At 70.7% G+C, this 23995-nt stretch carries 24 protein-coding genes; 8 read left to right on the top strand and 16 right to left on the bottom strand.

Going from position 1 to position 23995, the window contains the following annotated elements:
• Nucleotides 1-30 precede the first annotated feature (30 nt).
• The 6 genes from ACIBD9_RS14560 to ACIBD9_RS14585 form a co-directional block, all read right to left on the bottom strand.
• A complete protein-coding gene (locus tag ACIBD9_RS14560; protein WP_396717669.1) occupies nt 31-621 on the bottom strand; it encodes a gluconokinase in 591 nt (196 codons plus the stop codon).
• Nucleotides 611-1840: a D-mannonate dehydratase ManD gene (gene manD, locus ACIBD9_RS14565; protein WP_396717671.1), complete on the bottom strand. Its 1230-nt coding sequence runs from the start codon at nt 1838-1840 to the stop codon at nt 611-613. Before manD ends, ACIBD9_RS14560 begins: the two co-directional genes overlap by 11 nt.
• A gap of 31 nt (nt 1841-1871) precedes the next feature.
• Nucleotides 1872-3020, bottom strand: a complete 1149-nt coding sequence (dgoD, locus tag ACIBD9_RS14570; protein ID WP_396717673.1) for a galactonate dehydratase — start codon at nt 3018-3020, stop codon at nt 1872-1874.
• Nucleotides 3021-3026: 6 nt separating this feature from the next.
• Nucleotides 3027-3842 carry a carbohydrate ABC transporter permease gene (locus tag ACIBD9_RS14575; RefSeq protein ID WP_387165478.1) on the bottom strand — a complete coding sequence of 272 codons (816 nt, stop codon included), beginning with the start codon at nt 3840-3842 and terminating at the stop codon, nt 3027-3029.
• Nucleotides 3839-4792: a carbohydrate ABC transporter permease gene (locus ACIBD9_RS14580; RefSeq protein ID WP_396717675.1), complete on the bottom strand. Its 954-nt coding sequence runs from the start codon at nt 4790-4792 to the stop codon at nt 3839-3841. The genes ACIBD9_RS14575 and ACIBD9_RS14580 overlap by 4 nt, the downstream gene beginning before the upstream one ends.
• 75 nt (nt 4793-4867) lie before the next feature.
• Nucleotides 4868-6154: an ABC transporter substrate-binding protein gene (locus tag ACIBD9_RS14585; protein ID WP_396717677.1), complete on the bottom strand. Its 1287-nt coding sequence runs from the start codon at nt 6152-6154 to the stop codon at nt 4868-4870.
• 135 nt (nt 6155-6289) lie between these two features.
• On the opposite strand from ACIBD9_RS14585, the gene ACIBD9_RS14590 reads away from it, so the two are divergent.
• The 7 genes from ACIBD9_RS14590 (at nt 6290) to ACIBD9_RS14620 (ending at nt 13383) form a co-directional block, all read left to right on the top strand.
• Nucleotides 6290-7054, top strand: coding sequence for a FadR/GntR family transcriptional regulator (locus tag ACIBD9_RS14590; protein ID WP_396717679.1), 765 nt, complete (start codon nt 6290-6292; stop codon nt 7052-7054).
• 28 nt (nt 7055-7082) lie between these two features.
• Nucleotides 7083-7667 (top strand): hypothetical protein, encoded by a 585-nt coding sequence (locus ACIBD9_RS14595; RefSeq protein WP_396717681.1) that lies wholly within the window; start codon nt 7083-7085, stop codon nt 7665-7667.
• A gap of 6 nt (nt 7668-7673) precedes the next feature.
• A complete protein-coding gene (locus ACIBD9_RS14600) occupies nt 7674-8876 on the top strand; it encodes an efflux RND transporter periplasmic adaptor subunit (RefSeq protein ID WP_396717684.1) in 1203 nt (400 codons plus the stop codon).
• A complete protein-coding gene (locus ACIBD9_RS14605; RefSeq protein ID WP_396717686.1) occupies nt 8873-9562 on the top strand; it encodes an ABC transporter ATP-binding protein in 690 nt (229 codons plus the stop codon). The genes ACIBD9_RS14600 and ACIBD9_RS14605 overlap by 4 nt, the downstream gene beginning before the upstream one ends.
• Nucleotides 9559-10788 (top strand): ABC transporter permease, encoded by a 1230-nt coding sequence (locus ACIBD9_RS14610; protein ID WP_396717688.1) that lies wholly within the window; start codon nt 9559-9561, stop codon nt 10786-10788. Before ACIBD9_RS14605 ends, ACIBD9_RS14610 begins: the two co-directional genes overlap by 4 nt.
• A 73-nt stretch (nt 10789-10861) precedes the next feature.
• A complete protein-coding gene (locus ACIBD9_RS14615; protein ID WP_396717691.1) occupies nt 10862-11563 on the top strand; it encodes a response regulator in 702 nt (233 codons plus the stop codon).
• Nucleotides 11560-13383 carry an ATP-binding protein gene (locus tag ACIBD9_RS14620; RefSeq protein ID WP_396717694.1) on the top strand — a complete coding sequence of 608 codons (1824 nt, stop codon included), beginning with the start codon at nt 11560-11562 and terminating at the stop codon, nt 13381-13383. The genes ACIBD9_RS14615 and ACIBD9_RS14620 overlap by 4 nt, the downstream gene beginning before the upstream one ends.
• On the opposite strand, the gene ACIBD9_RS14625 is transcribed toward ACIBD9_RS14620, so the two are convergent.
• The 6 genes from ACIBD9_RS14625 to ACIBD9_RS14650 form a co-directional block, all read right to left on the bottom strand.
• Nucleotides 13380-14126 carry a DUF6069 family protein gene (locus tag ACIBD9_RS14625; RefSeq protein WP_396717697.1) on the bottom strand — a complete coding sequence of 249 codons (747 nt, stop codon included), beginning with the start codon at nt 14124-14126 and terminating at the stop codon, nt 13380-13382. The genes ACIBD9_RS14620 and ACIBD9_RS14625 overlap by 4 nt on opposite strands.
• A 5-nt stretch (nt 14127-14131) precedes the next feature.
• Nucleotides 14132-15133 carry an RNA polymerase subunit sigma-70 gene (locus ACIBD9_RS14630; protein ID WP_396717699.1) on the bottom strand — a complete coding sequence of 334 codons (1002 nt, stop codon included), beginning with the start codon at nt 15131-15133 and terminating at the stop codon, nt 14132-14134.
• A 206-nt stretch (nt 15134-15339) separates the two neighbouring features.
• Nucleotides 15340-16848 (bottom strand): amino acid adenylation domain-containing protein, encoded by a 1509-nt coding sequence (locus ACIBD9_RS14635; RefSeq protein WP_396717701.1) that lies wholly within the window; start codon nt 16846-16848, stop codon nt 15340-15342.
• Complete coding sequence (locus ACIBD9_RS14640) at nt 16845-17081, bottom strand: phosphopantetheine-binding protein (RefSeq protein WP_387175907.1); 237 nt, start codon at nt 17079-17081, stop codon at nt 16845-16847. The genes ACIBD9_RS14635 and ACIBD9_RS14640 overlap by 4 nt, the downstream gene beginning before the upstream one ends.
• Before the next feature lie 12 nt (nt 17082-17093).
• Complete coding sequence (locus ACIBD9_RS14645) at nt 17094-18389, bottom strand: MFS transporter (protein WP_396717703.1); 1296 nt, start codon at nt 18387-18389, stop codon at nt 17094-17096.
• 17 nt (nt 18390-18406) lie between these two features.
• Nucleotides 18407-19243, bottom strand: a complete 837-nt coding sequence (locus ACIBD9_RS14650; RefSeq protein ID WP_396717704.1) for a hypothetical protein — start codon at nt 19241-19243, stop codon at nt 18407-18409.
• A gap of 59 nt (nt 19244-19302) precedes the next feature.
• Here ACIBD9_RS14650 and ACIBD9_RS14655 point away from each other — a divergent pair, with 59 nt between their 5' ends.
• Complete coding sequence (locus ACIBD9_RS14655) at nt 19303-20037, top strand: thioesterase II family protein (RefSeq protein ID WP_396717705.1); 735 nt, start codon at nt 19303-19305, stop codon at nt 20035-20037.
• A gap of 1 nt (nt 20038) precedes the next feature.
• Here the strand turns inward: ACIBD9_RS14655 and ACIBD9_RS14660 are convergent, their stop codons facing one another.
• From ACIBD9_RS14660 to ACIBD9_RS14675, 4 genes are read right to left on the bottom strand one after another with little or no spacing between them, the layout of a single operon-like run.
• Complete coding sequence (locus tag ACIBD9_RS14660; RefSeq protein ID WP_396717707.1) at nt 20039-20299, bottom strand: phosphopantetheine-binding protein; 261 nt, start codon at nt 20297-20299, stop codon at nt 20039-20041.
• A complete protein-coding gene (locus tag ACIBD9_RS14665) occupies nt 20292-21266 on the bottom strand; it encodes a TIGR03560 family F420-dependent LLM class oxidoreductase (protein ID WP_396717709.1) in 975 nt (324 codons plus the stop codon). Before ACIBD9_RS14665 ends, ACIBD9_RS14660 begins: the two co-directional genes overlap by 8 nt.
• Nucleotides 21267-21273: 7 nt before the next feature.
• Complete coding sequence (locus ACIBD9_RS14670) at nt 21274-21612, bottom strand: PqqD family protein (protein WP_396717711.1); 339 nt, start codon at nt 21610-21612, stop codon at nt 21274-21276.
• Entirely contained in the window at nt 21609-23960 is a 2352-nt protein-coding gene (locus tag ACIBD9_RS14675; protein ID WP_396717713.1) for a beta-ketoacyl synthase N-terminal-like domain-containing protein, read from the bottom strand. The genes ACIBD9_RS14670 and ACIBD9_RS14675 overlap by 4 nt, the downstream gene beginning before the upstream one ends.
• Between the last annotated feature and the right edge of the window lie 35 nt (nt 23961-23995).

Here is a 23995-nt window from a genome sequence, read left to right on the forward strand (position 1 = left end):
GGGACTCCACTACGATTAGGGCAGGCTAACCTAACATGCCTCCGGAACGCCTGTGGATGCGCGGGCCCGGTCCTCCCCCACCGGCACCGGACCGGGCAGGCCGAGGCCCTTGACGGCCGCCGCGACCAGGGCTTCCGGGGCCAACGAGACATCGAGGACGAGCACCGACTCGTCCGCCTCGGCCGGTTCCAGCGTGGCGAGCTGCGACTCCAGCAGACTGGCCGGCATGTAGTGCCCCTCGCGTCGGGCCAACCGGGCTCGGATGACCTCCGCCGGCCCGTCCAGGTGCACGAAGTCCACCCGGAGCGGGCCCCGGCGGAGCACGTCCCGGTACGACCGCTTCAACGCCGAGCAGGCCAGCACCGTCGAGCGACCCTCCGCGCCGCGATCGGCGATCCACCCGGCGATGTCCCGCAGCCAGGGCCACCGGGTGGTGTCGTCCAGCGGTACGCCGGAGCGCATCCGCGCCACGTTCTCCGGGGAGTGGAACTCGTCCGCCTCGGCGAACGTCAGCCCGGTGGCCGCGCTGATTCCCCGCGCCACAGTGGTCTTGCCGGCCCCGGAGACACCCATCACCACGACGTGCCGGGTGGGCCGGGCGCCGCGCCGTTCACCAGTCATGAACCGTGCCGTCCTTGAGCCGGTTGAACGGCAGGTACGCCGGCTCGTACGGGAACCGGGCCGCCGCCTCCTCGTCGAGCTCCACCCCGAGCCCCGGTTGGTCGCCGGGGTGCAGGTAGCCGTCGGTGAAGGTGAACGACTGCCGGAACACCTCGTTGGCCAACGGGGTGTGCTTCATGTACTCCTGGATGCCGAAGTTGTGGATGGCCAGGTCCAGGTGCAGCGCCGCGGCCATACCCACCGGTGAGATGTCGGTGGGGCCGTGGATGCCGGACTTGATCTGGTACTGGGCGGCGAAGTCGAGCAGCTTGCGCATGGCGGTGATGCCGCCGGTGTGGGTGACCGCGGACCGGACGTAGTCGATCAGCTGTTCGCGGATCAGGGTTTGGTAGTCCCAGACCGTGTTGAAGACCTCACCGATGGCCAGCGGGGTGGTGGTGTGCTGGCGGACCAGCCGCAGCGCCTCCTGGTTCTCGGCCGGGGTGCAGTCCTCCAGCCAGAACAGGTCGTACGGTTCGAGGGCCTTGCCGAGCTTGGCGGCCTGGATCGGGGTCATCCGGTGGTGACCGTCGTGCAGCAGCGGCAGCTCCGGGCCGAACTCGTTGCGCACCGCCTCGAAGACCGACGGCAGGTGGCGCAGGTACGCGCGGGTGTCCCAGTCCTCCTCGGCGGGCAGCGGGGTGCGCTGGGCGGGCTCGTAGTCGTAGCGCTGGCCGGTGGCGCTGGGCTGCGCGGCCACACCGTAGACCGCGTTGATCCCCGGCACCGAGGTCTGCACCCGGATCGACCGGAAGCCCTCGTCGAGGTGGCGGCGGATCGAGTCGAACAGCTCGGGGATGTCCCGCCCCGACGCGTGCCCGTACGCCATGATGCCGGTGCGGGACGCGCCGCCCAGCAGTTGGTACAGCGGCATGCCGGCGGCCTTGGCCTTGATGTCCCAGAGCGCGACGTCCACGGCGGCGATGGCCGCCATGGTGACCGGGCCGCGCCGCCAGTACGCCGACCGGTACAGGAACTGCCAGGTGTCCTCGATCCGGTGCGGGTCCCGGCCCATCAGCAGCGGGGCGACGTGGTCGCGCAGGTACGAGGCGACGGAGAGCTCACGGCCGTTGAGCGTGGCGTCGCCCAGGCCGGTGATGCCCTCATCGGTGGTGATCTTCAGGGTGACGAAGTTCCGGTCGGGGCTGGACACGATGACGTCTGCTGCGACGATCTTCACGGGGTGCCTTTCGTTCTTGCCGGTCGGGGTCTCACCACTCCGCGTAGGAGCCGTCGGGGTGCCGCCAGGTCGGGCTGCGCCAGGCGTGCCCACGCTTGTCCGCGGTCCGTACCGCGTGTTCGTCGATCTCGATGCCGAGACCGGGCGCGGTCAACCGCTGCACGTACCCGTCGACGAAGGTCAGCGGGGTCTGGTCGAGGCAGTAGTCGAGCACCTCGGCGCCCTGGTTGTAGTGGATGCCGATGCTCTGCTCCTGGATCAGGAAGTTGGGTGTGGCGAAGCCGACCTGGAGGCAGGCGGCGAGGGCGATCGGCCCGAGCGGGCAGTGCGGGGCGAGCTGCACGTCGTACACCTCGGCCAACGTGGCGATCTTGCGAACCTCGGTGATGCCGCCGGCGTGCGCGAGGTCCGGCTGGGCCACGGCGATGCCGGCCTGCAAGACGGGCAGGAACTCCTGCCGGCTGTAGAGCCGCTCTCCCGTCGAGACGGGGGTGCTCGTGCAACGGACGACCTCACCGATCAGGTGTGAGTTCTCCGGCACCACCGGTTCCTCCAGGAAGAACGGCCGGTACGGCTCCAGCAGCGGGGCGACCCGCCGGACGTTGGCGAGGGTGAACCGACCGTGGAAGTCGACCGCGACGTCGCGGTCGTCGCCGAGGACCTCGCGGGCGACGGCCACCCGTCGCACCACCGCGTCGAGGTCGGCGACCGAGGCGAGCGGGCCCATCCGCCCGGACGCGTTCATCTTCACCGCGGTCAGGCCCGCCTCGATCCGAGCGTTGATCTGGTCGCGGATCTCGGCGGGCTCGTCACCGCCGATCCAGCCGTAGACCCGGATCCGGTCCCGGACCGGCCCGCCGAGGAGCTGGTGCACGGGGGCGCCGTAGTGCTTGCCGGCGATGTCCCAGAGCGCCTGGTCCAGACCGGACACCGCGCTGGCCAGGATCGGGCCGCCCCGGTAGAAGGACCCCTTGGTCAGCACCTGCCAGTGGTCCTCGATGCGCAGCGCGTCCCGACCGATGAGCAGCTCGCTGAGTTGGTGGACGGCCGTGCGCACGGTCTCGGACCGGCCCTCGCAGGTCGCCTCGCCCCAGCCGACGATGCCGGACTCCGTCTCGATCCGGACGAACAGCCAGCGGGGCGCGACCAGGAACGTCTCCACAGTTGCGATCGTCGTCATGACCGGTCAGCCCTTCGTGGCACCGGCGGTGAGACCGGAGACGACGTACTTCTGCACGAACAGGGCGATCAGCATGATCGGCAGGGTGACCACGGTCGCCGCGGCCATCAGGCCGCCCCAGTCGATGCTGGCGTAGCCGACGAAGTCGAAGATCGCGACGGGCAGCGTCTTCGTGTCGGAGCCGGAGAGCACCAGGGCGAACATGAAGTTGTTCCAGGAGAAGATGAAGGAGAGGATGCCGGCGGTCGCCACGCCGGCCACTGACAACGGCAGGGTGATCCGCCGGAACGCGCCGATGTGGGTCAGCCCGTCGACAAGCGCGGCCTCTTCCAACTCGGCCGGCAGGCCGTCGAAGTAGCCCATCATGATGTAGACGATCAGCGGCAGCGACACGAACATGTGGCTCAGGATCAGCACGGTGAAGCCGCCGACCATCTTTAGGTTCGAGAAGACGTAGTACCAGGGCACCAGGAGCGAGACGCCGGGGATCACCCGGGCCATGAGCACGACGAGCGCGGACTTCTTCATGCTGAACCGGCTCATCGAGTACGCGGCGGGCACCCCGAGCAGGAGCGACAGCGTGGTGGCCGCGAACGCCACCCAGAGGCTGTTGCCGATGAACTCGAGATAGTTCGCCTGCTGGAGAACGGTCTCGTAGTTCTTCAGACTGGGCGAGAAGGCGAACGCCTTGGCGGTGTCGTAGATGTCCACGTTGGTCTTGAACGACGCGGCGATCATCCAGAGCAGCGGCGCCATCAACGCGAAGACCACGACGACGAGAGCCGACGTGCGGAACACCCGGTACGGCTTGCTCGGCTTCATCGGCCCAGCCCCTTCTTGCGATAGGTGAGGGCCCACATCACCCCGATGATGATCAGGAAGAAGATGATGAGGACTGTCGACGAGACGCCGTAGTCGTTGTAGTCGAAGCTGAGGCCGTACGCGTACACGTTGAGGGTCTCGACCTCGTGGAAGGACCCACCGCCGCGCCCCTTGGTGGCGTAGAGGATGTCGAACGTCTTCAGCGCGTCGATGCCGCGCAGCAGGATGGCGACGATCACCGTGGGCATCAGCAGCGGCAGGGTGACGTGCCGGAACCGCTGCCAGCTGCTGGCGCCGTCGATCCGGGCGGCCTCCTGGGGCTCGTCGGAGAGCGAGGTGAGCCCGGCGAGCAGGATCAGCACGACCATCGGGGTCCACTGCCAGATGTCGATGAACATCGTCGTCGGCAGGGCCGAGTGCTGCCCGGCCAGCCAGGGCTGGGGGCCGATGCCGATCCAGCCGAGCAGCTGGTTCGCCATCCCGATGTTCGGGTCGAAGATCAGGCGCCACATCATGCCGACCGCCACCGGAGTGGCCACCAGCGGCAGGAGGATCGCGACGCGGACCCACTTCTCACCGCGGAAGGGCCGCCACAGCAGCAGCGCGATCGCCATGCCGAGGACGACCTCGAAGAACAGCACGACGCCGGTGAAGAGGACCGTTCGCCAGACCGCTGGCCAGAACCGGTCGGTGTCGGTGAGCACGTCGAGGTAGTTCTGGAAGCCGATGAACTCCGACTCCGCGCGCACCGAACCCTCGGCGTCGGTCAGGCTCAGGTACCCGGTCCACGCCACCGGAAAGATGATCAGCACGGCGACGAACGCCATGGCGGGTGCCGCGAAGAGCCACTTGCGGTGTTCGTTGGCCCAACGCGACCAGGCCGACGTCGTGTCCAGGGACGCCACGGGGGCCTCGGGCGAATCGGTACGGGGGGTGAGAACGGCTGACATTGAGATCTCCGGGTTGGAGGGGTCAGGTCCCGGCGAGGCGGCGGAGCCGGTCGGCCCCGCCGCCCAGCGCATGGGTTACTTCGCCTCGTCGTCGAGGAACTTCTGGAACGCCGCGTTCGCCGCGTCCGCCGAGCTGGCGGCGTCCTTGCCGGTGATCGCGTCGACGATCGGTTGGCCGACGATCTCCCGCGCCTGGGCCACCTTGACCACCAGCGGACGGTCGTGCCCGACGCCGTTGGCGGTGCTGACCGTGTTGGCCTCGGCAAGGTCCTTCGGGTAGGAGGCGGTACCCGCCGGGTTCGCCCAGACCGAGGTGCGGGCGCCGGGTACGCCGGCCGCCTGCTGCGCCAGCGCCTGCTCCTTGCCGGCGGCCCACTGGATGAACTTCCAGGCGTTGTCCTTGTTCTCCGAGCTGTCGTTCACCCCGAGCGCCCAGGACGGGATGTTGTACGGCTTCGACCCGGCCGGGCCGGCCGGGAAGGCGGCGAAGCCGACGGAGTCGACGACCTTGGACTTGGTCGGGTCGGTGGCGTTCTTGTAGAGCGAGTTGGCCTCGGTGTAGAAGGCGGCCTTGCCCTGCGTGAAGATCGCCATCGCCTCCGACCAGCTCATGTCGGTGCTGATGTTCTCCGGGCCGTGGTCCCGGAGCAGCCCGCCGTAGTAGGCGTACGCCTGCTTGGCCTGCTCGGTGTTGACGGTGGCCTTTCCGCTGGAGTCCACGAAGTCGCCGCCGAAGCTGAAGAGGAAGCTGGAGAACTGCGTGACCGCGGCGGCCTTGCCGGTACGGGCGACGAAGCCGGCGACGCCCGGGTTGTCGGCCTCGATCTTCGCGGCCTGCGCCTTGAGCTCGTCGAGGGTCTTGGGCGGGGCGGTGAAGCCGGACTTCGTCAGCAGGTCCTTGCGGTAGTAGAGGACCTCCTGCTCGGTGATGATCGGCAGCCCGACGACCTTGTCCTCATAGGTCGTCGCCTGCACCGGCCCGGCCTGGAAGTCACCGAACTCGAAGGCGCTGTCGGACTTGACTCTCTCGCTCAGGTCGGCGAGGTACTTGTTCTTGCCGAACTGCTTCCCCTCCTGCAGGGGTCGGTACATCATCACGTCGAGGTCGTCGGACCCGGCGTTGAGCTTGACGTTGTACTGGTCGGAGAGCTGGTCCTCACCGAGCTGGGTGACCTCGACCTTGAGGCCGGACTGCTTCTCGAACTCCGGCAGGACCTTCTTGATGTTCTCTGTCCACACGTGGTTGACGAGTGTCACGCGGACGGTCTTCGAGTCCTCGCCGCCACCATCGCCGCCGCAGGCGGCCAGGCCCATGGCGGCGACCACAGCCAGAGAAGTGCCGATTATCGATCGACGTCGCACGCTTGTCTCTCCTTCTGTCGTGGCCGCCGCCCCCGAGAGAGCCGCTACCTCGGTGTTACATCCGCTTAACATCGGGATGCTAGGCCGAATAAGCTGATTACCTCAAGAGGTAGATGCAAATGATATGATCTTTGGGTGGAACCGTCCTCACCAGAGGTTGCAGCCGCCCCGGCCCTTCCCGTCGAGTCCGGGCTGCACGCGCGCGTCCTCGAACACCTCGGCACCGCCATCTGCGGCGGCGAACTGGCACCCGGATCGGTCCTCAACATCGACGAGCTGGTCGACCGGTACGCCGTGTCCCGCTCGGTCGTCCGCGAGGTGCTGCGGGTGCTGGCCTCGATCGGGTTCATCGAGGCGCGCCGACGGGTAGGTGTGATGATCCGGCCGGCGAGCGCGTGGAACGTCTTCGACCCGCAGGTGATCCGCTGGCGTCTCGCCTCGGCTGGCCGGATGGCCCAGCTCCGCTCGATCACCGAACTGCGCACCGCCGTCGAGCCACACGCGGCCTTCCTGGCCGCCAGCCGGATCGGCCGTGACGAGGCGAGCGACCTCGTCGGGCTGGCGGCGAAGATGTGGGCGGCCGGCGAGGCCGGTGACGAGGAGCGCTTCCTGCACCTCGACATCGAGTTTCACCGGCGCGTCCTGCTCGCCTCCGGCAACGAGATGTTCGTCCGGCTCCAGGACCTGGTCGCGGAGGTGCTCACCGGCCGGCACAAGCACCACCTCATGCCGCACCACCCCCACGAGCAGGCCCTCCAGATGCACGCCGACGTCGCACAGGCGATCCAGCGGCGCGACGGTGAGCGTGCCCAGCAGGCGATGGTGCAGCTGATGGAGCAGGCCTTCGACGAGATGAAGTCGCTGTGGGAGCAGACTGCCCCGCCCGGACCTAACGAATAGCTGACATTCGGTTGCCACGCTGGCTGGCATGCGAAAAGCGAATGTGAAGATGACCGGCCTGGCGGTCCTGCTGCTGTCGCTCGCGGCCTGCGGCGGCGACCCGGAGGCGTCGGAGCCGCAGGTGGCCGCGATCCCGGGCGCGACCATGTCGGCGAGTGCCGGCCCGGCCGGTTCGAACAGCGGCGCCAACCGTCAACTTCCCCTCGGCGCGACCAAGCAGGAGATCGACCGCCTCTACGACGCCTACTACGCCTGCTGGACACAGCACGGGGTGCCGTCGGCGCCCGCACAGGGCAGAAACGGCGGTCCGCTGCTCAGCTACAAGATGGACCAGAAGAAATACCAACCGGCCGTGGACGCGTGCGCCGACAAGGAGCCGCTCAGCGCTCCAGAGCTCGACCCTCACCAGAACCCGAACTTCGCCGACGACCTCCGCGAGCAGTTGCAGTGCGTCCGGAGCCACGGCCTGTCGATGGAGATCCGGCAACAGGGCACCGACAACGCCACCATCTGGGTCGCACCGGAGACCAAGGCCAACCTCGAGAAGGCGAACAGCGACGCGGGGATGGAGATCCAGCGTCAGTGCGAGATCTCGGCCTTCACGCAGAAGTAGCCGACCGTGCGGACGAGAACCCTCATCATCACCATCACCTGCGGAGCGCTCGCGCTGGGCGGCGCGGTCTACGCCGTCCATGCCAGCGCCGGCGACAACTCTCCGGCCGGGCAGCCGGCCGCGGCCAAGGTGGCCACGGCCGAGGTGATCCGGACCGATCTCTCCGACTACTGGGCCGAGAGCGGCGCTGTCGGCTACCGCAAGCAGCGCACCCTGCGTGGCGTCGCGCCCGGGGTGCTCACCTGGTTGCCCCGGCCGGGCAGCACCGTCACCCGAGGCGACGTTCTGTATCGTGCCGGCGACCGGCCGGTGATCCTCTTCTACGGGCCGTCGCCGATGTTCCGCGACATCGACACCGTCGGCATGGTCGGCCGCGACGTCAGAGTGCTGGCCGACAACCTCCGGGCGCTCGGCTACCGGATCGGATCCCAACCCGCACCGGGAACCCGGGTCACCGTCCAGGGCGGGCCGACACCGACCGGGAACGACCAGGGTGCGAACGGGGAGGCCAACAAGCCGGATCCGACGCCGACAGCCTCCGGCACGGGGGCGTACCAGACCGTCGTGACCAGCCAGGACGCCGTCTTCACCCGATCGCTCAAGGACGCCGTGAAGCGCTGGCAGGCGGCCAAGGGGGTACGTCCGGCAACCGGCACCGTGTCACTCGGCGACATTCTGGTGCTGCCCGGAGCGGTGCGGGTGGGCGCCGCTTCGGCTCAACTCGGCGACGACGCCACCGGCAACCTGATGGCGATCAGCGATCAGGCGAAGGCAGTCTCCGTCGAGATCGACGCCAGCCGGGCCGACGACCTTCGTGCTGGGCAGAAGGTGCAGATCACTCTTCCGGACAGCTCACACACCAGCGGCACCATCAACTCGGTGAGCAGCAACGCCCAGGCCGCCCAGTCGGACGGCGGCGACCCGGGCGCCGAGGGCCCGAAGGTGCAGGTCGTCATCGCGGTGGACGATGCCTCGGCGATCCAGAACATCAGCTCGGCCACCGTCGAGGTCCGGTTCACCGGCACCACCGCGCACGACGTGCTCGCCGTCCCGGTCGGCGCACTGCTCGCGCTCAGCAGTGGCGGTTACGGCGTACAGATCTCCGACGGCGCCCTGACCGCGGTGAAGGTGGGCCTGTTCGCCGACGGCATGGTGCAGATCAGCGGTACCGGCATCACCGCCGGGACCCGGGTGGTGACGACGTCGTGACCGCGGTGCTGGAGATCGGTGGTGCCACCCGGCGCTACGGCGGGGACGTGACGGCGCTGCGTGACGTCTCGTTGCGGATCGACGCGGGCGAGTTCGTGGCCATCGTGGGGCCGTCCGGGTCGGGAAAGTCCACCCTGCTCAACATCATGGGCACGCTGGACCGGCCCACCGAGGGCCGGGTGCTGATCGGCGGGCGGGACGTCACCACCATGTCCGACCGGCAACTGTCCAGCCTGCGCGGCCGGTGGCTGGGCTTCGTGTTCCAGCAGTTCCACCTCACCGATGGGCTGACCGCGACCGAGAACGTGGCGACCGGGCTGCTCTACGCCGGTGTGCACCGCCGGCACCGCCGGGCGCTGGCCCTGGCGGCGCTGGAGCGGGTCGGTCTGGCCCACCGCGCCGACCACCATCCGCAGGCGCTCTCGGGCGGCGAACGCCAACGGGTGGCGATCGCCCGGGCGCTTGTCAACCGGCCCGCGCTGGTGTTGGCCGACGAACCGACCGGGGCGCTCGACGTGGCCACCGGCTCGGCCGTACTCGACCTGCTGACCGAGCTGAACCGGGGCGGGACCACGATCGCGCTGATCACTCATGATCACGAGGTGGCCGCCCGGGTGCCCCGACAGATCCGCATCCTGGACGGTCGCCTGGTGTCCGACTCCACGTCGAACGGTGAGCGGGCATGAGGCGTACTTGTGAGGCGGCGAGAGTGGACCGGGACGCCGCACCGGTCCGGCTGGCCCCAGCCGACCTGATCGGTCTGGGTCTGCTCGGCATCCGCACGCGCAAAGCGCGGGCCGCGTTGTCAGCCCTCGGCATCGCCATCGGCATCGCCACCCTGGTCCTGGTCACCGGGATCCCCGCGTCGAGCCAGCGGGCACTCGAGGAGAAACTGGCCGCCCTGGGCACCAACCGACTGCAGGTCACACCGGCGCCCAACCGCGAGCCACCGGTCAAGCTGCCCGTCGAGTCGGTGGACATGGTGTCCCGGATCGCGCCGGTGACGGTGGCGAGCGCGACCGCCGACTTCGGGCTGAACGTCGCCCGCTCCGATCGGACCGGCGCCGGCGATTACAACGCCATCGCCGTCGTCGCCACCAGGACGAACCTGCTCGCGGCGATCGACGGCCGGGTACGCTCCGGCCGTTTCCTGGATCCCGCGATGGAGCGCCTGCCGACCGTGGTCCTCGGCTCGGTGGCCGCCCAGCGGCTCGGCTTCACCACCGTCGACCTCTCCCAGCCGGTCCAGGTCCACCTTGGCGGGAAGCGGTTCAGCGTGATCGGCATTCTCGACCCGGTACCACTCGCGCCCGAGATCGACCGCTCCGCGATGATCGGCTGGGAGGCGGCCAACCGCTGGCTGCGCTTCGACGGACACCCGACCCGGATCTACCTGCAGACCACCGACGCCCAGGTGGTGGCGGTCCGCTCGGTCCTGGCCGCCACGGCCAACCCGGAGCATCCGAGCGACGTACTGGTCAGTCGTCCCTCGGACGGGCTCGCCGCCAAGCAGGCGGTGCGGCAGACCTTCAGCTCACTGCTGCTCGGGCTGGCCGGGATCGCGCTGCTCGTCGGCGGCATCGGGGTGGCCAACACGATGTACATCTCGGTGCTGGAGCGGCGCCGCGAGATCGGCCTGCGCCGGGCCCTCGGCGCGAACCGCGGCCAGGTGCGCATCCAGTTCGTGACCGAGTCGATCGTGCTGTCGGCGCTCGGCGGAGCAGCCGGGGTGCTGACCGGTGCGATGGCCGTCGCCGGCTACGCCACCCTCCAGCACTGGCCGGTGACCATCCCACCGGCGGCGGCCGGCGCCGGGCTGGGAGGTGCGCTCGTCGTCGGGGTGTTGGCTGGGGTCTATCCGGCGATGCGGGCCGCCTCGCTCGACCCCACCGAGTCACTGTCCAGTGTGTGAGCGGTCGTTAGGAATCTGTCAGGTCGGGCCGGGAATCGGTTCCGCGCCGTACCGGCGGCCTATCATCGCCGGCATGTGTGCGATGGTCCTGGTCGCTGACGACGATCTGCGGCACGCGGAGGGGATCCGCCGCTACCTCGTGGCCGACGGCCACGAGACGATCGTGGTGCACGACGGGCGGGCGGCGCTGGACGCCGCCCGCCGGGGCCGGCCGGACCTGCTGATCCTGGACGTGATGATGCCGGGACCGGACGGCTTACAGGTCTGCCGCACGCTGCGGCAGGAGTCGGACGTGCTGGTGCTCATGCTCACCGCGCGCAGTACGGAGAGCGACCTGCTGCTCGGCCTGGAACTCGGCGCCGACGACTACCTGACCAAGCCGTTCAGCCCGCGGGAACTGGTGGCCCGCACCCGCACCCTGCTGCGTCGCGCGTCCCGGGGCGCGCCCGAGCCCACGTCCCGGAGCATCCGGCAGATCGGTCGGATCAGCGTCGACCCGATCGGGCACCAGGTGACGGTCGACGGCGAGCGGATCGAGTGCACCCGTGGCGAGTTCGCCATCCTGGCCGCCATGTCCGAGCAGCCGGACCGGGTCTTCACCCGAGCGCAGCTGCTGCACCACACCCGTGGCCTCGACCGCAGCTCGACCGAGCGCACCATCGACGTACACGTGATGAACCTGCGCCGCAAGATCGAAGCCGACCCGCGGCGTCCCGAGCAGTTGCTCACGGTGCACGGTGTGGGCTACAAGCTGACGCTGGGCCCGACACCGTGAGCAGGGACCAGGTGCCGCTGCGGCACAGCCTGGTGACCCGGCTGCTGGTCTCCGCCGTGGTTATCGCGCTGGCCGCGATCTCGGCCACCGCCTGGCTGGCGGCCACCACCACCACCCGGGCGATCAACTACGAGCAGGGCGGCGCGGTCGCCGACCAGAGAGCCGTCTACCAGGCGCTTGTCGGTTACGCGGCCACCCACCACGACTGGTCCGGGGCCGCCGCCCTGGTGCACTCGCGCGCCGCCGAGCTGGGCCGCCGCATCACGCTGACCACCGACGATCATCAGATCATCCTCGACTCGCAGGCTGGACCGGCGCTGCGGAACACCCGCCCGTCGGCCGTGGTGGACCCGCTCCACGTCGACCTGGGGCTGACCGGCGGCGCCGAACACATCGATGAGCGAGCCGTCGGGCCCTACGTCGTGCCGGCCGAGGACCGGTACGTGCTCAACGAGGTGGCCAAGAACGCCCTGACCTGTTTCCACAAGATGGGCTACGACGGCGTCATCGAGACCGCGAAGACCGGTCGCCCGAGTGTCACCCTCACCACCGTTCGCGCCGAGGCCGAGCGGCCGCTGACCCGGTCCGCGACCGAGAGCTGCGGGTTCGAACTCGACAGCCTGGTCAGTCCGGCCGAGAAGAAGGCCCTCCAGACGCTTACCACCCTGACCGCCCGCTGTCTCAGCCTGGGCGACCGCGGCCCCCAGCTGCGCATCACGCCAACCTTCACGGCGTACCTCGGCGAGTCGGCGGTTGTCCGGACCGCGCACGAGGACATCGAGGTGAAGCCGCCGTCGATGCTCAAGCCGGCCGGGCCGGTCGGTGTCGTGCAGGGCTGCATCGAATCAGGGCGCAGGACCCAACTCCGACCGTACGTGGCGCCCCGCGCGCTGCTGTTCGTCACCGCGCCCGGCACCGGCCGCACCTCGCTGAGCCTGTCCGGCGGCAGCATCGGACGAATCGTGGCGGTCACCGGCGCGGTCCTGCTCGCCACCGTCGCGGCGACCGTGCTGGTCGGCCGACGCCTGGTACGGCCGCTGCGCAACCTCGCCGAGGCGGCCGAACTGCGCACGCCTGCCCCGGTGACCACCCGCGACGAGATCGGCCGGTTGGCGCGCGCTCTGAACGACTCCGCAGAACGCCGGGAACGGGCCGAGGCGCAACGTCGCACCATGGTCAACGACGTGGCACACGAGCTGCGTACCCCACTCAGCAACATTCGCATCTGGCTGGAGGCGGCGCAGGACAACCTGGCCCCGACCGACGCCCAGCTGCTGGCAATGCTGCACGAAGAGGCGTTGCTGCTCCAGCACATCATCGACGACCTCGGCGACCTGGCGGCCGCCGACGCGGGCACACTGCGGATCGACCTGAGGCCGACCGACCTGCGGGAGGTGCTCGGGCACGTGGTCGACAGCCACCGGGGCAGCGCGTTCGCGGCCGGGGTGCGCCTGGAACTCACCGTCGCAGGAGATCCGGTCGTGCAAGCCGATCAGGTCCGCCTGCGACAGGTGGTCGGCAACCTGATCTCGAACGCCATCCGTCACACCCCGTCCGGCGGCTCGGTCACTGTCGACGCGAACGGCCCGACCATTTCCGTACGGGACACCGGCAGCGGCATCACCCCGGCCGACCTGCCGAAGATCTTCGACCGTTTCTGGCGGGCCGACGAGTCGCGCAGCCGGGTGACCGGCGGCAGCGGGCTCGGCCTGGCGATCGTGCGTCACCTGACCGAGGCACACGGCGGCACGGTCGAGGTGGAGAGCGAGCCGGGCCGAGGCACGCGCTTCACCATCCGACTACCGGGCCTCGACGACTAACCGGCGCGTGAATCGGTCCGGGTGCGAAGGTTCCGTGCCAGGACGGGGATCATCACCGCCGCGGCGACGAGGTGCAGCCCGACGAGCGCGGCGATGGTGGCCGCGTTCGCCCCGGAGATGAGGGCCGGGACCAGTGAGAGCACGGTCAGCGCCACCGCGGTCCATACGAACCGGTCGGCGGGGCGAGCACTCCACCGGAGCAGAGCCGCGGCGATGACGACGCCGACGACGGAGAAGAAGCCGGTCACGACGGCGAACCCGGCCAACGGAATCGTCTCGCCACCATCGGGGATCTCGAAATCGACGCCAACGGCCCGGGCCAGCGCGGCGGCGAGGGTGGTGGTCACCATCGCCGCGAGCGTGGCGAGCACGCCGGTGCCGGCGAGCCCGAGGTGGGTGCGGCTGGGCTGGCCCGATGCGTGACCGGCGACAATCTCGGTGTCCTTCGTGCTGTTCACGTCGTCTCCCTCATGCAGAGGCTGTCGTACCGGATGTGTTGACTGGTCTGTGACGGCCCCGGGCGTGAAGACACGCACCCTCGCCGTGCGACGGCCGGGGTTGCGCAGCGCGCGGACGCCGGTGCCGCGCAGCCAGAACCCGGCATCGCGTCCGAGGACCGGCCCGGGCTCGCCGTCGCGCAGCTCCAGCTGCACCCGCCCACTGGTGACCACACCGAACGCGTCGTACCACTCCGCCGTGACCACCGCGGCACGCGCGCCACCGCGCAGCGTGAGCGTCCACACCGGGACTACTCCGTACCGTCCGCCGGCAGGCGCTCCGGCAGCCCGAGCCGCGGGAACTGGTCGTCGTGGAAGATGAAGACCTCGGTGATGGCGCCGCCGGTGATGCGCAGGACGTCGATCGTCAGCGGCAGGTACGCGCCCTCCTGCTTCCGCCAGTGGTAGAAGGCGACGGCGGGCTGGCGGTTCACCGAGGTGGGGACCGCGCGCAGGCCCGTCATGCCCTCGAAGCCGTCCTCGACCCAGCTGTTCAGCACCGCGTCGCGGCCGACGTACAGGCCCGGCGTGGGCGGCATCGAGTAGCGGACGTCGTCCCGCAGCATGCCGGCGAGCACGTCGACGTTCGTGGCCACGCTGGCGTCGGTGAAGCGGCGCACCAGCTCGCGCGTCCCGGCGTCCTCCTCGCCGCCGGTCCAGTCCTGCCGCTCGGCGGGCAGGTGTTCCCGCATGCCGGCGCGAGCCCGCTGCAGGGCACTGTTGACCGAGTTGACGGAGTCCCCGAGCAACTCAGCGACGTCCTTCGCCGGCCAGCCGAGCACGTCCCGCAGGATCAGCACGGCCCGCGGACGCGGCGCGAGGTGCTGGACCGCGACCAGGTACGCCAACTCGATCGTCTCCCGCGCGACGGCGACGGTCTCCGGCTCGTCCGCGTCGCCCGCGGGCAGCTCGTCCAGCAGCCGGTCCGGGTAGGGCTGCAACCACAGCACCTCGCCGCCGGTCGCCGGCTCCGGGCGGCGCTTGGCGAGCAGGTCCAGGCAGGCGTTGGTGGCGATCCGGTACAGCCAGGCCCGGAACGTCGACCGCCCCTCGAACGTCTCCCGCCGCCGCCAAGCCCGCAGGAACGTCTCCTGCACGGTGTCCTCGGCGTCCTCGAACGACCCGAGCATCCGGTAGCAGTGCACGTGCAGCTCCCGCCGGTGCCGTTGCGCCAACCCCGAGAACGCCGGCTCGTCCACCTCGCTCAGACCGCTCACGCCCAGCTCCTCCAGCCGCGTGTCCGCACTCATCACGTCATCCTTCCGCCTCGTCATGTCCTGTCTGAGGTATGACGGGCGCGGACGCGACAACTCATCACTCGGGTCAACGCCCCGCCGCGGAGATCGCGTGGATGGCGTGGTGAAGGACGACGATGGCCATCACGGCGAGGATTGACGCGGCGGAGCGGCTCGCTGGTGGAGGCCAGCGGGCTAGATCGCGAAGATGGACCGGTTCAAGCTCACCCCTGGCCGCCCCGCCAGGTCGGCACCGGCAGTGCGCGGCGGTCGGCCTTGCCGTTGCGCGTGACCGGCAGATCGTCCATCGCCACGTACCGGGCCGGCACCAGGTGGGCGGGCAGCCGCGCCGCCAGCGCCCGCCGGAGCTCCGGTACGCGCAGCTCGGCGCCGGGCGCGAGGACCAGGTAGGCGACCAGGCGCTTGTCGCCGGGCCGTAGTTCCTGGGCGGTGACCACGGCCCGGTGGACGGTGGGCTGCTCGACCAGGGCGGCCTCCACCTCGGCCGGCTCGATCCGATAGCCACGCACCTTCACCTGGTCGTCGATGCGGCCGAGGAACTCCAGCAGCCCGTCGCCGCGCCGCCGCACCAGGTCACCGGATCGGTAGGCGCGGGACTCCGGCCGCCCCGGCTCGGGGACGAACCGACGGTCGGTCTCCGCCGGGTCCCCCAGGTAGCCGAGCGAGACGCCGGCGCCAGCGATCCACAGCTCGCCCGGATCGCCCTCGGGCACGGGCTCACCCCGCTCGTCCATGATCCACAGTCGGGCACCCGGGATCGCCCGGCCGATCGGCAACGGGTGGCCGGCCTCCTCGACCGTCGACACGCGGTGGCAGCAGGCGAAGGTGGTGGTCTCGGTCGGGCCGTAGCCATTGACCACGACCCGGCCCGGCACGGCCGCCAGAGCCCGCCGCACGTGGTCGGCCGAGAGCACGTCACCGCCGGAGAGCAACTGGGTCACCGGGTCGAGCGCACGCAGGTCGACGTCGACGACCTGGTGGAACAGCGCGGAGGTCAGCCACATCGTGTCGACCCGGTGGCGGGTCAGCAGCTCGCCGAGCCGGTCGCTGCCGAGCAGGTCGTCCGGGGCGACCACCAGCCGGGCGCCGTTGAGCAGGGCGCCCCAGATCTCGAACGTCGACGCGTCGAACGAGATCGGCGCGAACTGCAGCATCGTCCGGGCCGGACCCAGCTCCACGTAGTCGGCGCCGGTCGCCAGGTTGACGATGCTGTGGTGCGAAACCACCACGGCCTTCGGCCGGCCGGTGGTGCCGGAGGTGAACATGACGTACGCCGGGTCGGCGGGTCCGCGCTCCGGAGCGGCGAACGGAGCCGTCGCCTCGTCGTGCCGTTCCTCGTCCACGAGGATGAGGTCCACGTCGATCCGCGTCGGGGCGTCGGCGCTCGTCAGCACCAGTTTGACGCCGCACCGCTCGACCATGTCTAGCAGCCGCGCCCGGGGGTAGGCGGGATCGAGCGGCACGTAGGCCGCCCCGGCCTTCAGCACGGCGAGCAGGGCGACGACGGTCCGCGTCGATCGGCCGAGCAGGACACCCACGAACCCGCCCGGACACCCGCGGTCGACGAGGACGCGCGCCAGCGCCGTCGCACGACGGTCCAGCTCGGCGTACGTCAATCGCTCCTGGTCGTCCTCGACCGCGACCGCCCCGGGGGTCGCGCGGGCGAGGCCGGCGAACACCCCGGGTACGGTCCCCGGCGAGGCCAGGGTCACGCCGCTCCCCTCCGCACCGCGTCGGCGAGCGCCGCCACCGTCGGGTGGCGCAGCACGGCCCCGGGCTGCATCGGCATTCCCTCGGCGGCGGCCTGCCGGGCCACCGCGAGCGCGAGCAACGAGTCACCGCCGAGGTCGAAGAAGTCGTCCTCCGGAGCGACGGGGACGCCCAGTTCGGCCTCCCAGATGACGGTGAGTCTCGGCACCAGTTCGACGCTGTCGATGTGGGACATCACCACGTCCTCTCAGGTCACCGGCACGGGCCGCGACCGGGCCCAGTGCCGCTCGATCAGGGCGCAGACGAACCCGGCGACGGCGACGACCACCCCGAGCGCGACCCAGCCGTAGAGCCCGCCGTTGAGGCACAGCGGGATGACGATGGCCGGTGCCACCGCGGCGGCGATGGACTGCCCCAGGCCCATGACGCCCTGATACTGCCCCTGCGCCTTGGGCTGGGCGAGGGCGAAGGACAGCTCGAACGTGCCACCGGCCTGCCACACCTCGGCCAGCGAGTGGACGAGCACGGCGACGAGCAGCAGGGCGATAGCGACCCACGCGACCGTCCCGCCCGACAACGCCATCATGGTCCAGGCGATGAGGAACAGCGGCCCGGACATCGTGATGAGGCGCGCCGCCGACGCGGGACCGTCGATGGACCGCGTCGCCGGCACCTGCATCGCGGCGACGGCGATCGACGCGATGAAGAGCACCAGCGCCGCCATGGAACGCGGCGCGTCGGTCTCGAACACGATCCACACCGGCAGCGCCTGCACCAGGACCCAGTACTGCAGGCTGGCCACCGCCGCCGCGACCGTCAGCATCAGGTAGTGCCGGTCCCGCAGGGCGATCCACTTGCGTTCCTTCTCGACGGCGTCGTCGAGCTTGGCGACCCGGGTCGGCGGCAGGTGCGGCAGCCGGGACAGGATGGCGGCGGCGATCAGGAAGGTGGTCGCGTCGGTGACGATCAGGAACACGTACGCCGGGCGGGTGTCGATGGCCAACGCGACGGCCGCCGAGAGCGTGCCGATCGCGAGCCCGACGTTCGTCACGGCCCGGAGGTACGAGCGCAGCCGCGCCCCCTTGCCCTCCTCGGCGACCACGCCGATCATCGCGCCACGGGCGCTGCTCGTCCCGCCGCTGCCGATCGCGGCGACCGCGGCCACGGCGATCAGGCTCCACAGGTTGTCCACCAGCAGCAGGCAGATACTGCCCACCGCCTCCAACACCATGGCGGCGATCACGACCTCACGCGAGCCGCGCCGGTCGGCCAGGTCACCGACGAGCACGCCGGCGCCGACCCCGATCAGCGACCCGATGGTGAGCCCGAGCCCGACCGTGGCCGGGCTCAGGCCGGTGAATCTGATCAGGAAGATCGTCCCGGCGGACAGGAACATGCCCATGCCGATGGTGTTCACGATGGTCGCCCGCGCCAGCACCTGCTGACGGCGGTCCTCCGGGCCGCGCAGCGTGGCGCGGATCCGGGTCAGCCGGCCTGCGTCAGGTCCGACGGTCTTCAACTCGTTCTCCTCGTCCTTGTCCAACCTTGCGACCCGCCCGGTCAGGCGCTGGCCAGGAACTCGCCCTCGAGCCGCACGAGGTGACCCTGAGCCCACCGCGCCACGCGCAGGGCGCAGTCCCCGTCGGATTCTCCCGGACGGGCCCCGTCCAACACCATGGACCGGAACTCATCGGCGCCGATGCCACACTCGGGCTTGGCCGCCAACCGGCGCATCGTCCATTTCTCGTCGTGGCAGAAATCTCCGAACAGGGCGAGACAGGCGTCGGTCGCCCGGAATGCCGCGACCCGCGCGGAAATACGTGCCGAGGCCTCGTCGTTGTTGTCCAGTTGACCGGCGACGTCGATGAGGGAATTCTCCGCCCACACCTTTGCGGTACGGGCACGGGCGCGGCGGAACGACGACTTCTCCAGCAGTTCGCGCGCCTGCTGGAAGAATGCGTCGTTCTTCAGTGGAGTGGCGATGGACATCCGGTAGACGAAGGCGAGCATGCCCTCGCTCGTGCCGCAGAGTTCGACCTCGCCCGCCAGGTAGGGCTTCAGCACGGTGGCGAAGGTGGCGGTCGGCCACACCGTCAGGTCGACGCGCGCCTGCTCGTACTCGCCCATCCAGTTGTCCCAGCGTATGCCGCTCTTGTCCACCCCCGGCCACGTCTCCATGGTCTCGTCCACCGGCAGCTCGAGCGTCTGGTCGGAGAAGGCGAAGAGATCGTAGTCGCTGTAGACGTTGCCCCAGCCGATCGCGGTCGACCCGGTCCAGCAGACGGCTTCCGCCTCGGCCAGGCCCGGGAACCGCTTGAGGATGCCGTCGAAACTCATGTCCGGTGGCTGCCGGAATCGGGGCTGAGCCACGATGACGTCAATATTCGGATCGAACATCAGAATTCCTCCCGGATGACGGTGTACGAGTTGGTGGCGGCAGCATAGTATCCATTGTCATGAATAAGCTCGAACCGTCGCCGGCAAAGGGGCAGTCGCTCGTTTCCTGGGGCGCGCCGGCGACGAGCGACCTGACCCTCGTGTGCATTCCGTGGGCCGGCGCCGGGGCGGCTCCGTTCCGCGCCTGGACCCCGGTGCTCGGCGACACGGCCACCGTCTACGGCCTGCGGCTGGCGGGCCGCGAGAGCCGCCGGGCCGAGCCGCCGGCGGAGACCGTCGGCGAGGTGGTCGGCGAGGTCGTCGCCGAGTTGACCGATCGCGGCGTGACTCGGGTCGCCCTCTTCGGTCAGTGCTTCGGGGCGGTGCTGGCATTCGAGTTGGCGAAGGCGCTGACCCACGACGGCCACGACATCGAGGTCAGCCACCTGCTGGTCGCCGCGCAACTGCCGCCCCCGCACTTCACCGAGGCGGACCCCACGGCGGAGCACGACCTCCTGCAGTACGTTCCGGCGCACTTCCGGGATGAGCCCGACTTCGTCCAACTGCTGCTGCCGATCATCGCCGCGGACATCGGCCTGGTGTCGCGCTACGTCTACCGGCCCGGGGCCGCCCTCACGACGCCGATCACCGTCGTCTACGGCGCGCGGGACGACCAGCTGAGCCGGGCCCGGCTCGACGCCTGGCGTCGGGAGACGACTGGCCCGACGACCTTCCACGAGGTCGCCGAGGGAGACCACCTCTTCGCGGGTGACGCGTGGCTGCGGCTCGCCGAGACCGTGCGCGCCGCGCTGTGACCTACTCATCGGTGAGGAACGCGGCGAGCTGATCGACGGTCGGATGCGAGAAGATGTCGACGATCCGCACCCCGGGCCAGCGCCCGCGCAGCGTACGGACCACGCTGAGCATCACCTCCGAGGTCGCGCCGAGGTCGAAGAAGCCGGCGTCCGGCTCGACGGTCTCGACGCCGAGGGCGTCCGCCCAGACCGCCTGAAGCACCTCGACCGGGTCACCGTCGAGGTCGGGGCCGGCCTCCGGGGCCCGGGCCAGGTCAGCCATCCAACGCCTCCCGCAGAGTCGTGCCGACGGACTGCAGGTGCGTGAGGTCGGTGGGGTCGAGCACGGCCACGATGAAGCCGTCCACCCCGGACTCGCGGTAGCTGCGCACCTGACGCCGCACCTGGTCGCGGGTGCCGCAGAGGGCGAACCCGCGGGCGGCGCTCGGTGTGAGGTCGAGGAGCACCCCCAGCCGGTCCAGCGCCTCGTGCAGCTCCCACTCGGAATCGGCGATGATCACGTGACCCAACCACGTCTTGGTGATCTCGCCGCTGTCGCGGCCCACGGCCGCGCACGCGCGTTCCAGCACGTCGATCTTGTGGCGTACGGTGGCCGGCCCGCCGAAGAAGTTGCAGGCGTCGCCAAGCCTGGCGATCAGCGGGATGAGCACCTTCTCGCCGCCACCGCCGATGAGGATGGGCGGCCCGTCCGGGTTGATCGGCCCGGGCATGTTGAGCGGCTCGTCGATGCGGTGGTACTTCCCGGCGAACCGCGGCGCGTACTCGGTGAACATCGCGCGGCAGATCTGGACCGCCTCGGCCAGCTGAGCCAGCCGTTCTCGCGGGGGCGGGAAGTCCAGGCCGTAGGCGCGGTACTCCTCCTCGTGCCAGCCGGCACCGATGCCGAGGATCGCCCGGCCACCACTGATGATGTCGATGGTGGTGACCATCTTGGCCAGCACCGCCGGGTTCCGGAAGCCGCAGGCGGAGACGAGCACCCCGAGACGGGCGACGGAGGTGACGGCCGCCAGGGCCGCCGTGGTGGTGTACGCCTCCAGGATGGGCTCGTCCCGGCTCCCCACCGAGGCGATCTGGTGGAGGTGGTCCATGGTCCAGAGGCTGTCGAAGCCGGTCTCCTCGGCCGCCCGGGCGGCGTCCGCGACCTGCTGGAAGAGCTTGTCGTCGGTGACCCCGGCAAACGAGTAGCCGCTGAACTGTAGGCCGACGCGGGTGATCGGTGTGCGGTTCATCCGGGACCTAACGGCTGGTCACGGCGGCGACGTCGGCGGGCGTGGCGACCTCGACGAGGCCGATCTCGAGCAGCCGCTCGCAGAACTCGTAGGTCGGTTGCCGGATCTGCTCGACCGGTACGGAGGTTGCCTCGGCGACCCCGGCGAGCACCTGCCCGACGGTGTGCCGGCCGTCGATCAGCAGCCAGGGCCCCCGGGCGTCGCGGTCCAGCACGTAGCGGCCGGTCAGCGTCTCCAGCAGGATGCCGTCGGCGGTACGGTCGCTGAGCCCCTCGACCCCGGTGGCGAGCCGGGCCGTCACGTCCAGTCCGCGGATGAGAACCATGTCGTCGTTGATGGTGGTCATGAGCCTGTCTCCTTGTTGGCCGAGGCTTCCTCGACGAAAGCCGCTGTGGCGGCGACGGTGGGGGCGACGAACGGCAGGTCGACCGGCAGGTCCAGGCCGAGCCCCTCGCGCAGGCGTGCGGTGACCTCGACCGCGTAGATGGAGTCGCCGCCGAGGTCGTCCGAGAAGTGCGCGTCCGGCGGCAGGTGTTCGACACCGAGGACGTCGCGCCACACCTGCTCGACATAGCTGGCGATGCTCACGCCGTTCCGGCGCGCCGAGGCACCCGCGGCGCCGTCGACCGGGCCGGCGGAGCGCGTCGGCCGGTCCAGCCAGAAACGGCGGCGAGTGAACGGGTAGGCGGGCAGCGAGACCCTCCGGCGCGGTTCGTCGGCGTAGTAGGCCGCCCAGTCGATTCGCGCGCCCCCCTGCCACGCGGCAGCCAGCACCTCGTCCAGGTCGAACGACGGCCCGATGACCACCTGGCCGGGGCCGGAGCGGGTCTCCCGGCCCTCGGCGGCGCCGGTGCAGGCGTCCAGCGCCGTGGCCAGCGACGAGGGGTCGGCGCCGGCGGCGAGCCACTGCGCCACCGGCCGGGCCCACTCCTGTGCGTCCACGCGGGAGAAGGTCAGCCCGAGCCGCTGCAGGACCCGGCCCACGACGGCCGCCACCAACGCGCCGGCCCGTGGCATCGGAATGTCGGCCAGCTCGGTCGACCCGGTGAGGTCGAGCAACCCGGACCGCACAGTCGGCTCGGACGCCTGGAGCCGCTTGCCCAACTCCGCCAGCTCGGCGGGGTCCCCGGCGATGGCCAGCGACCAGCGGGCGGTGGACCGGCCGGCCTCGCCGGGCACGCGCAGTTTCGTGATCGCGTCGGCGCTGCTGCCGACCACCGCCGACCACCGCCGCACGAACCGGCCGCGCCCGACCGCGAGCGTGTAGGCGACGTCGGCGAGTTCGGCCGGCGCCGTCGACGCCAGCCGCTCGGCGAGCCGCTCCCGCATCCGGTGCAGCTCGTCATCGGTACGGGCGGACAGCGCCAGCACGGCCCGGGGCCGCATGGTCGTCGGGACCGGCTCGGCGAGTGCCCGCTCCAGCACGACGTGCGCGTTGGAGCCGCCCAGCCCGAACGAGCTGACGCCGGCGACGCGCGGACTCTCCACCGGCCAGGGGCGGGTCGCCGCGGTCATCACGAAGGGCGTCGAGTCCATGTCGAGTTCGGGGTTCGGCGCGGCGAAGTGCGCCGTCCCCGGCAGCGTGCCGCTCTCCACTGCCAGGGTCGCCTTGATCAGGCCCGCCACCCCGGACGCCGCGTCGGCGTGACCGATGTTCGCCTTGGCCGCGCCCAGGGTGACCGAGCCGGCCGGTCGGCCGTCGCGGGCGAAGACGCGCCGGAGCGCCTCGAACTCGACCAGGTCGCCGATGGCGGTGCCGGTGCCGTGCGTCTCGACGTAGCCGACCTGGCCGGGGGTGAGCGCGGCCCGGGCCAGCGCGGCGCGGATCACCGCCTCTTGACCGTCCACGTTGGGCGCGGCGAACCCCGCGCGGGCGCCGCCGTCGTTGTTGACGGCCCAGCCCCGGATCACCGCACGCCGGTTGTCGCCGTCGGCTCGGGCGTCCTCGTCGCGCCGGAGCACCACGATGCCCGCGCCCGAACTGGGCACCGTGCCCGACGCACCGACGTCGAACGGCCGGCAGTGCCCGTCGGCCGAGAGGATGCCACCCTCGTGGAAGGTGTAGCCGTCCACGTCCGGCGGTAGCAGGCTCACGCCGCCGGCCAGCGCGATGTCGCAGTCACCGGCGGCCAGCGCCGAGCAGGCCAGCGCGACCGCGGTGAGCGACGTGGCGCAGCCGGTCTGCACGGTGATCACCGGCCCGGTGAAGCCGAGCTTGAAGGCGAGCCGCGGCGCCAGGAAGTCCTTCTCGTTGGCCAGTGTCACCTGCACGTCGCCGAGGCGCCCGGCGCCGGCCTCGGTGGGCGCCACGAAGTCGCGGTAGTACAAATTCTCGCCGCATCCGACGAAGACGCCGACCACGGCGTCCCGCTCGCCCGCGTAGCCGGCATCGTCCAGCGCCTCGGCCGCGACCTCGAGCAGGATCCGCTGCTGCGGGTCCAGGGTGACGGCCTCGGCCGGCGGTACCCGGAAATGGTCCGCGTCGAAGAGGTCGACGCCGTCGACCTTCCCGACCGCGCCCACGAACTCGCCGTCGTCGACGCCGCCGGATGGTGGCTGCTCGCCGGTCCGGCGCACCGATTCGACCCCGTCGACAAGGTTCGTCCAGAACCGCGCCACATCGCCCGCTCCGGCGAATCGACCGGCCATCCCGATCACCGCGACGGGGCGGCCGGGAGGTGGCTCGCTTCTCATGTCACTGCCTCCTTCGTCGGCCTGGATGCGGGTGC

It is taken from the genome of Micromonospora sp. NPDC050784, assembly GCF_044456765.1.
Lineage (GTDB): Bacteria > Actinomycetota > Actinomycetes > Mycobacteriales > Micromonosporaceae > Micromonospora > Micromonospora foliorum.

What these genes read in the sequence shown, in the direction of transcription:
- ACIBD9_RS14575 (WP_387165478.1), bottom strand. Translation starts at nt 3,842, where the DNA reads ATGAAGCCGAGCAAGCCGTACCGGGTGTTCCGCACGTCGGCTCTCGTC.
- ACIBD9_RS14595 (WP_396717681.1), top strand. Translation starts at nt 7,083, where the DNA reads ATGCGAAAAGCGAATGTGAAGATGACCGGCCTGGCGGTCCTGCTGCTG.
- ACIBD9_RS14660 (WP_396717707.1), bottom strand. Translation starts at nt 20,299, where the DNA reads ATGGCTGACCTGGCCCGGGCCCCGGAGGCCGGCCCCGACCTCGACGGT.
- ACIBD9_RS14580 (WP_396717675.1), bottom strand. Translation starts at nt 4,792, where the DNA reads ATGTCAGCCGTTCTCACCCCCCGTACCGATTCGCCCGAGGCCCCCGTG.
- ACIBD9_RS14640 (WP_387175907.1), bottom strand. Translation starts at nt 17,081, where the DNA reads ATGTCCCACATCGACAGCGTCGAACTGGTGCCGAGACTCACCGTCATC.
- ACIBD9_RS14560 (WP_396717669.1), bottom strand. Translation starts at nt 621, where the DNA reads ATGACTGGTGAACGGCGCGGCGCCCGGCCCACCCGGCACGTCGTGGTG.
- ACIBD9_RS14655 (WP_396717705.1), top strand. Translation starts at nt 19,303, where the DNA reads ATGAATAAGCTCGAACCGTCGCCGGCAAAGGGGCAGTCGCTCGTTTCC.
- ACIBD9_RS14675 (WP_396717713.1), bottom strand. Translation starts at nt 23,960, where the DNA reads ATGAGAAGCGAGCCACCTCCCGGCCGCCCCGTCGCGGTGATCGGGATG.
- ACIBD9_RS14610 (WP_396717688.1), top strand. Translation starts at nt 9,559, where the DNA reads ATGAGGCGTACTTGTGAGGCGGCGAGAGTGGACCGGGACGCCGCACCG.
- dgoD (WP_396717673.1), bottom strand. Translation starts at nt 3,020, where the DNA reads ATGACGACGATCGCAACTGTGGAGACGTTCCTGGTCGCGCCCCGCTGG.
- ACIBD9_RS14670 (WP_396717711.1), bottom strand. Translation starts at nt 21,612, where the DNA reads ATGACCACCATCAACGACGACATGGTTCTCATCCGCGGACTGGACGTG.
- ACIBD9_RS14665 (WP_396717709.1), bottom strand. Translation starts at nt 21,266, where the DNA reads ATGAACCGCACACCGATCACCCGCGTCGGCCTACAGTTCAGCGGCTAC.
- ACIBD9_RS14615 (WP_396717691.1), top strand. Translation starts at nt 10,862, where the DNA reads ATGTGTGCGATGGTCCTGGTCGCTGACGACGATCTGCGGCACGCGGAG.
- ACIBD9_RS14650 (WP_396717704.1), bottom strand. Translation starts at nt 19,243, where the DNA reads ATGTTCGATCCGAATATTGACGTCATCGTGGCTCAGCCCCGATTCCGG.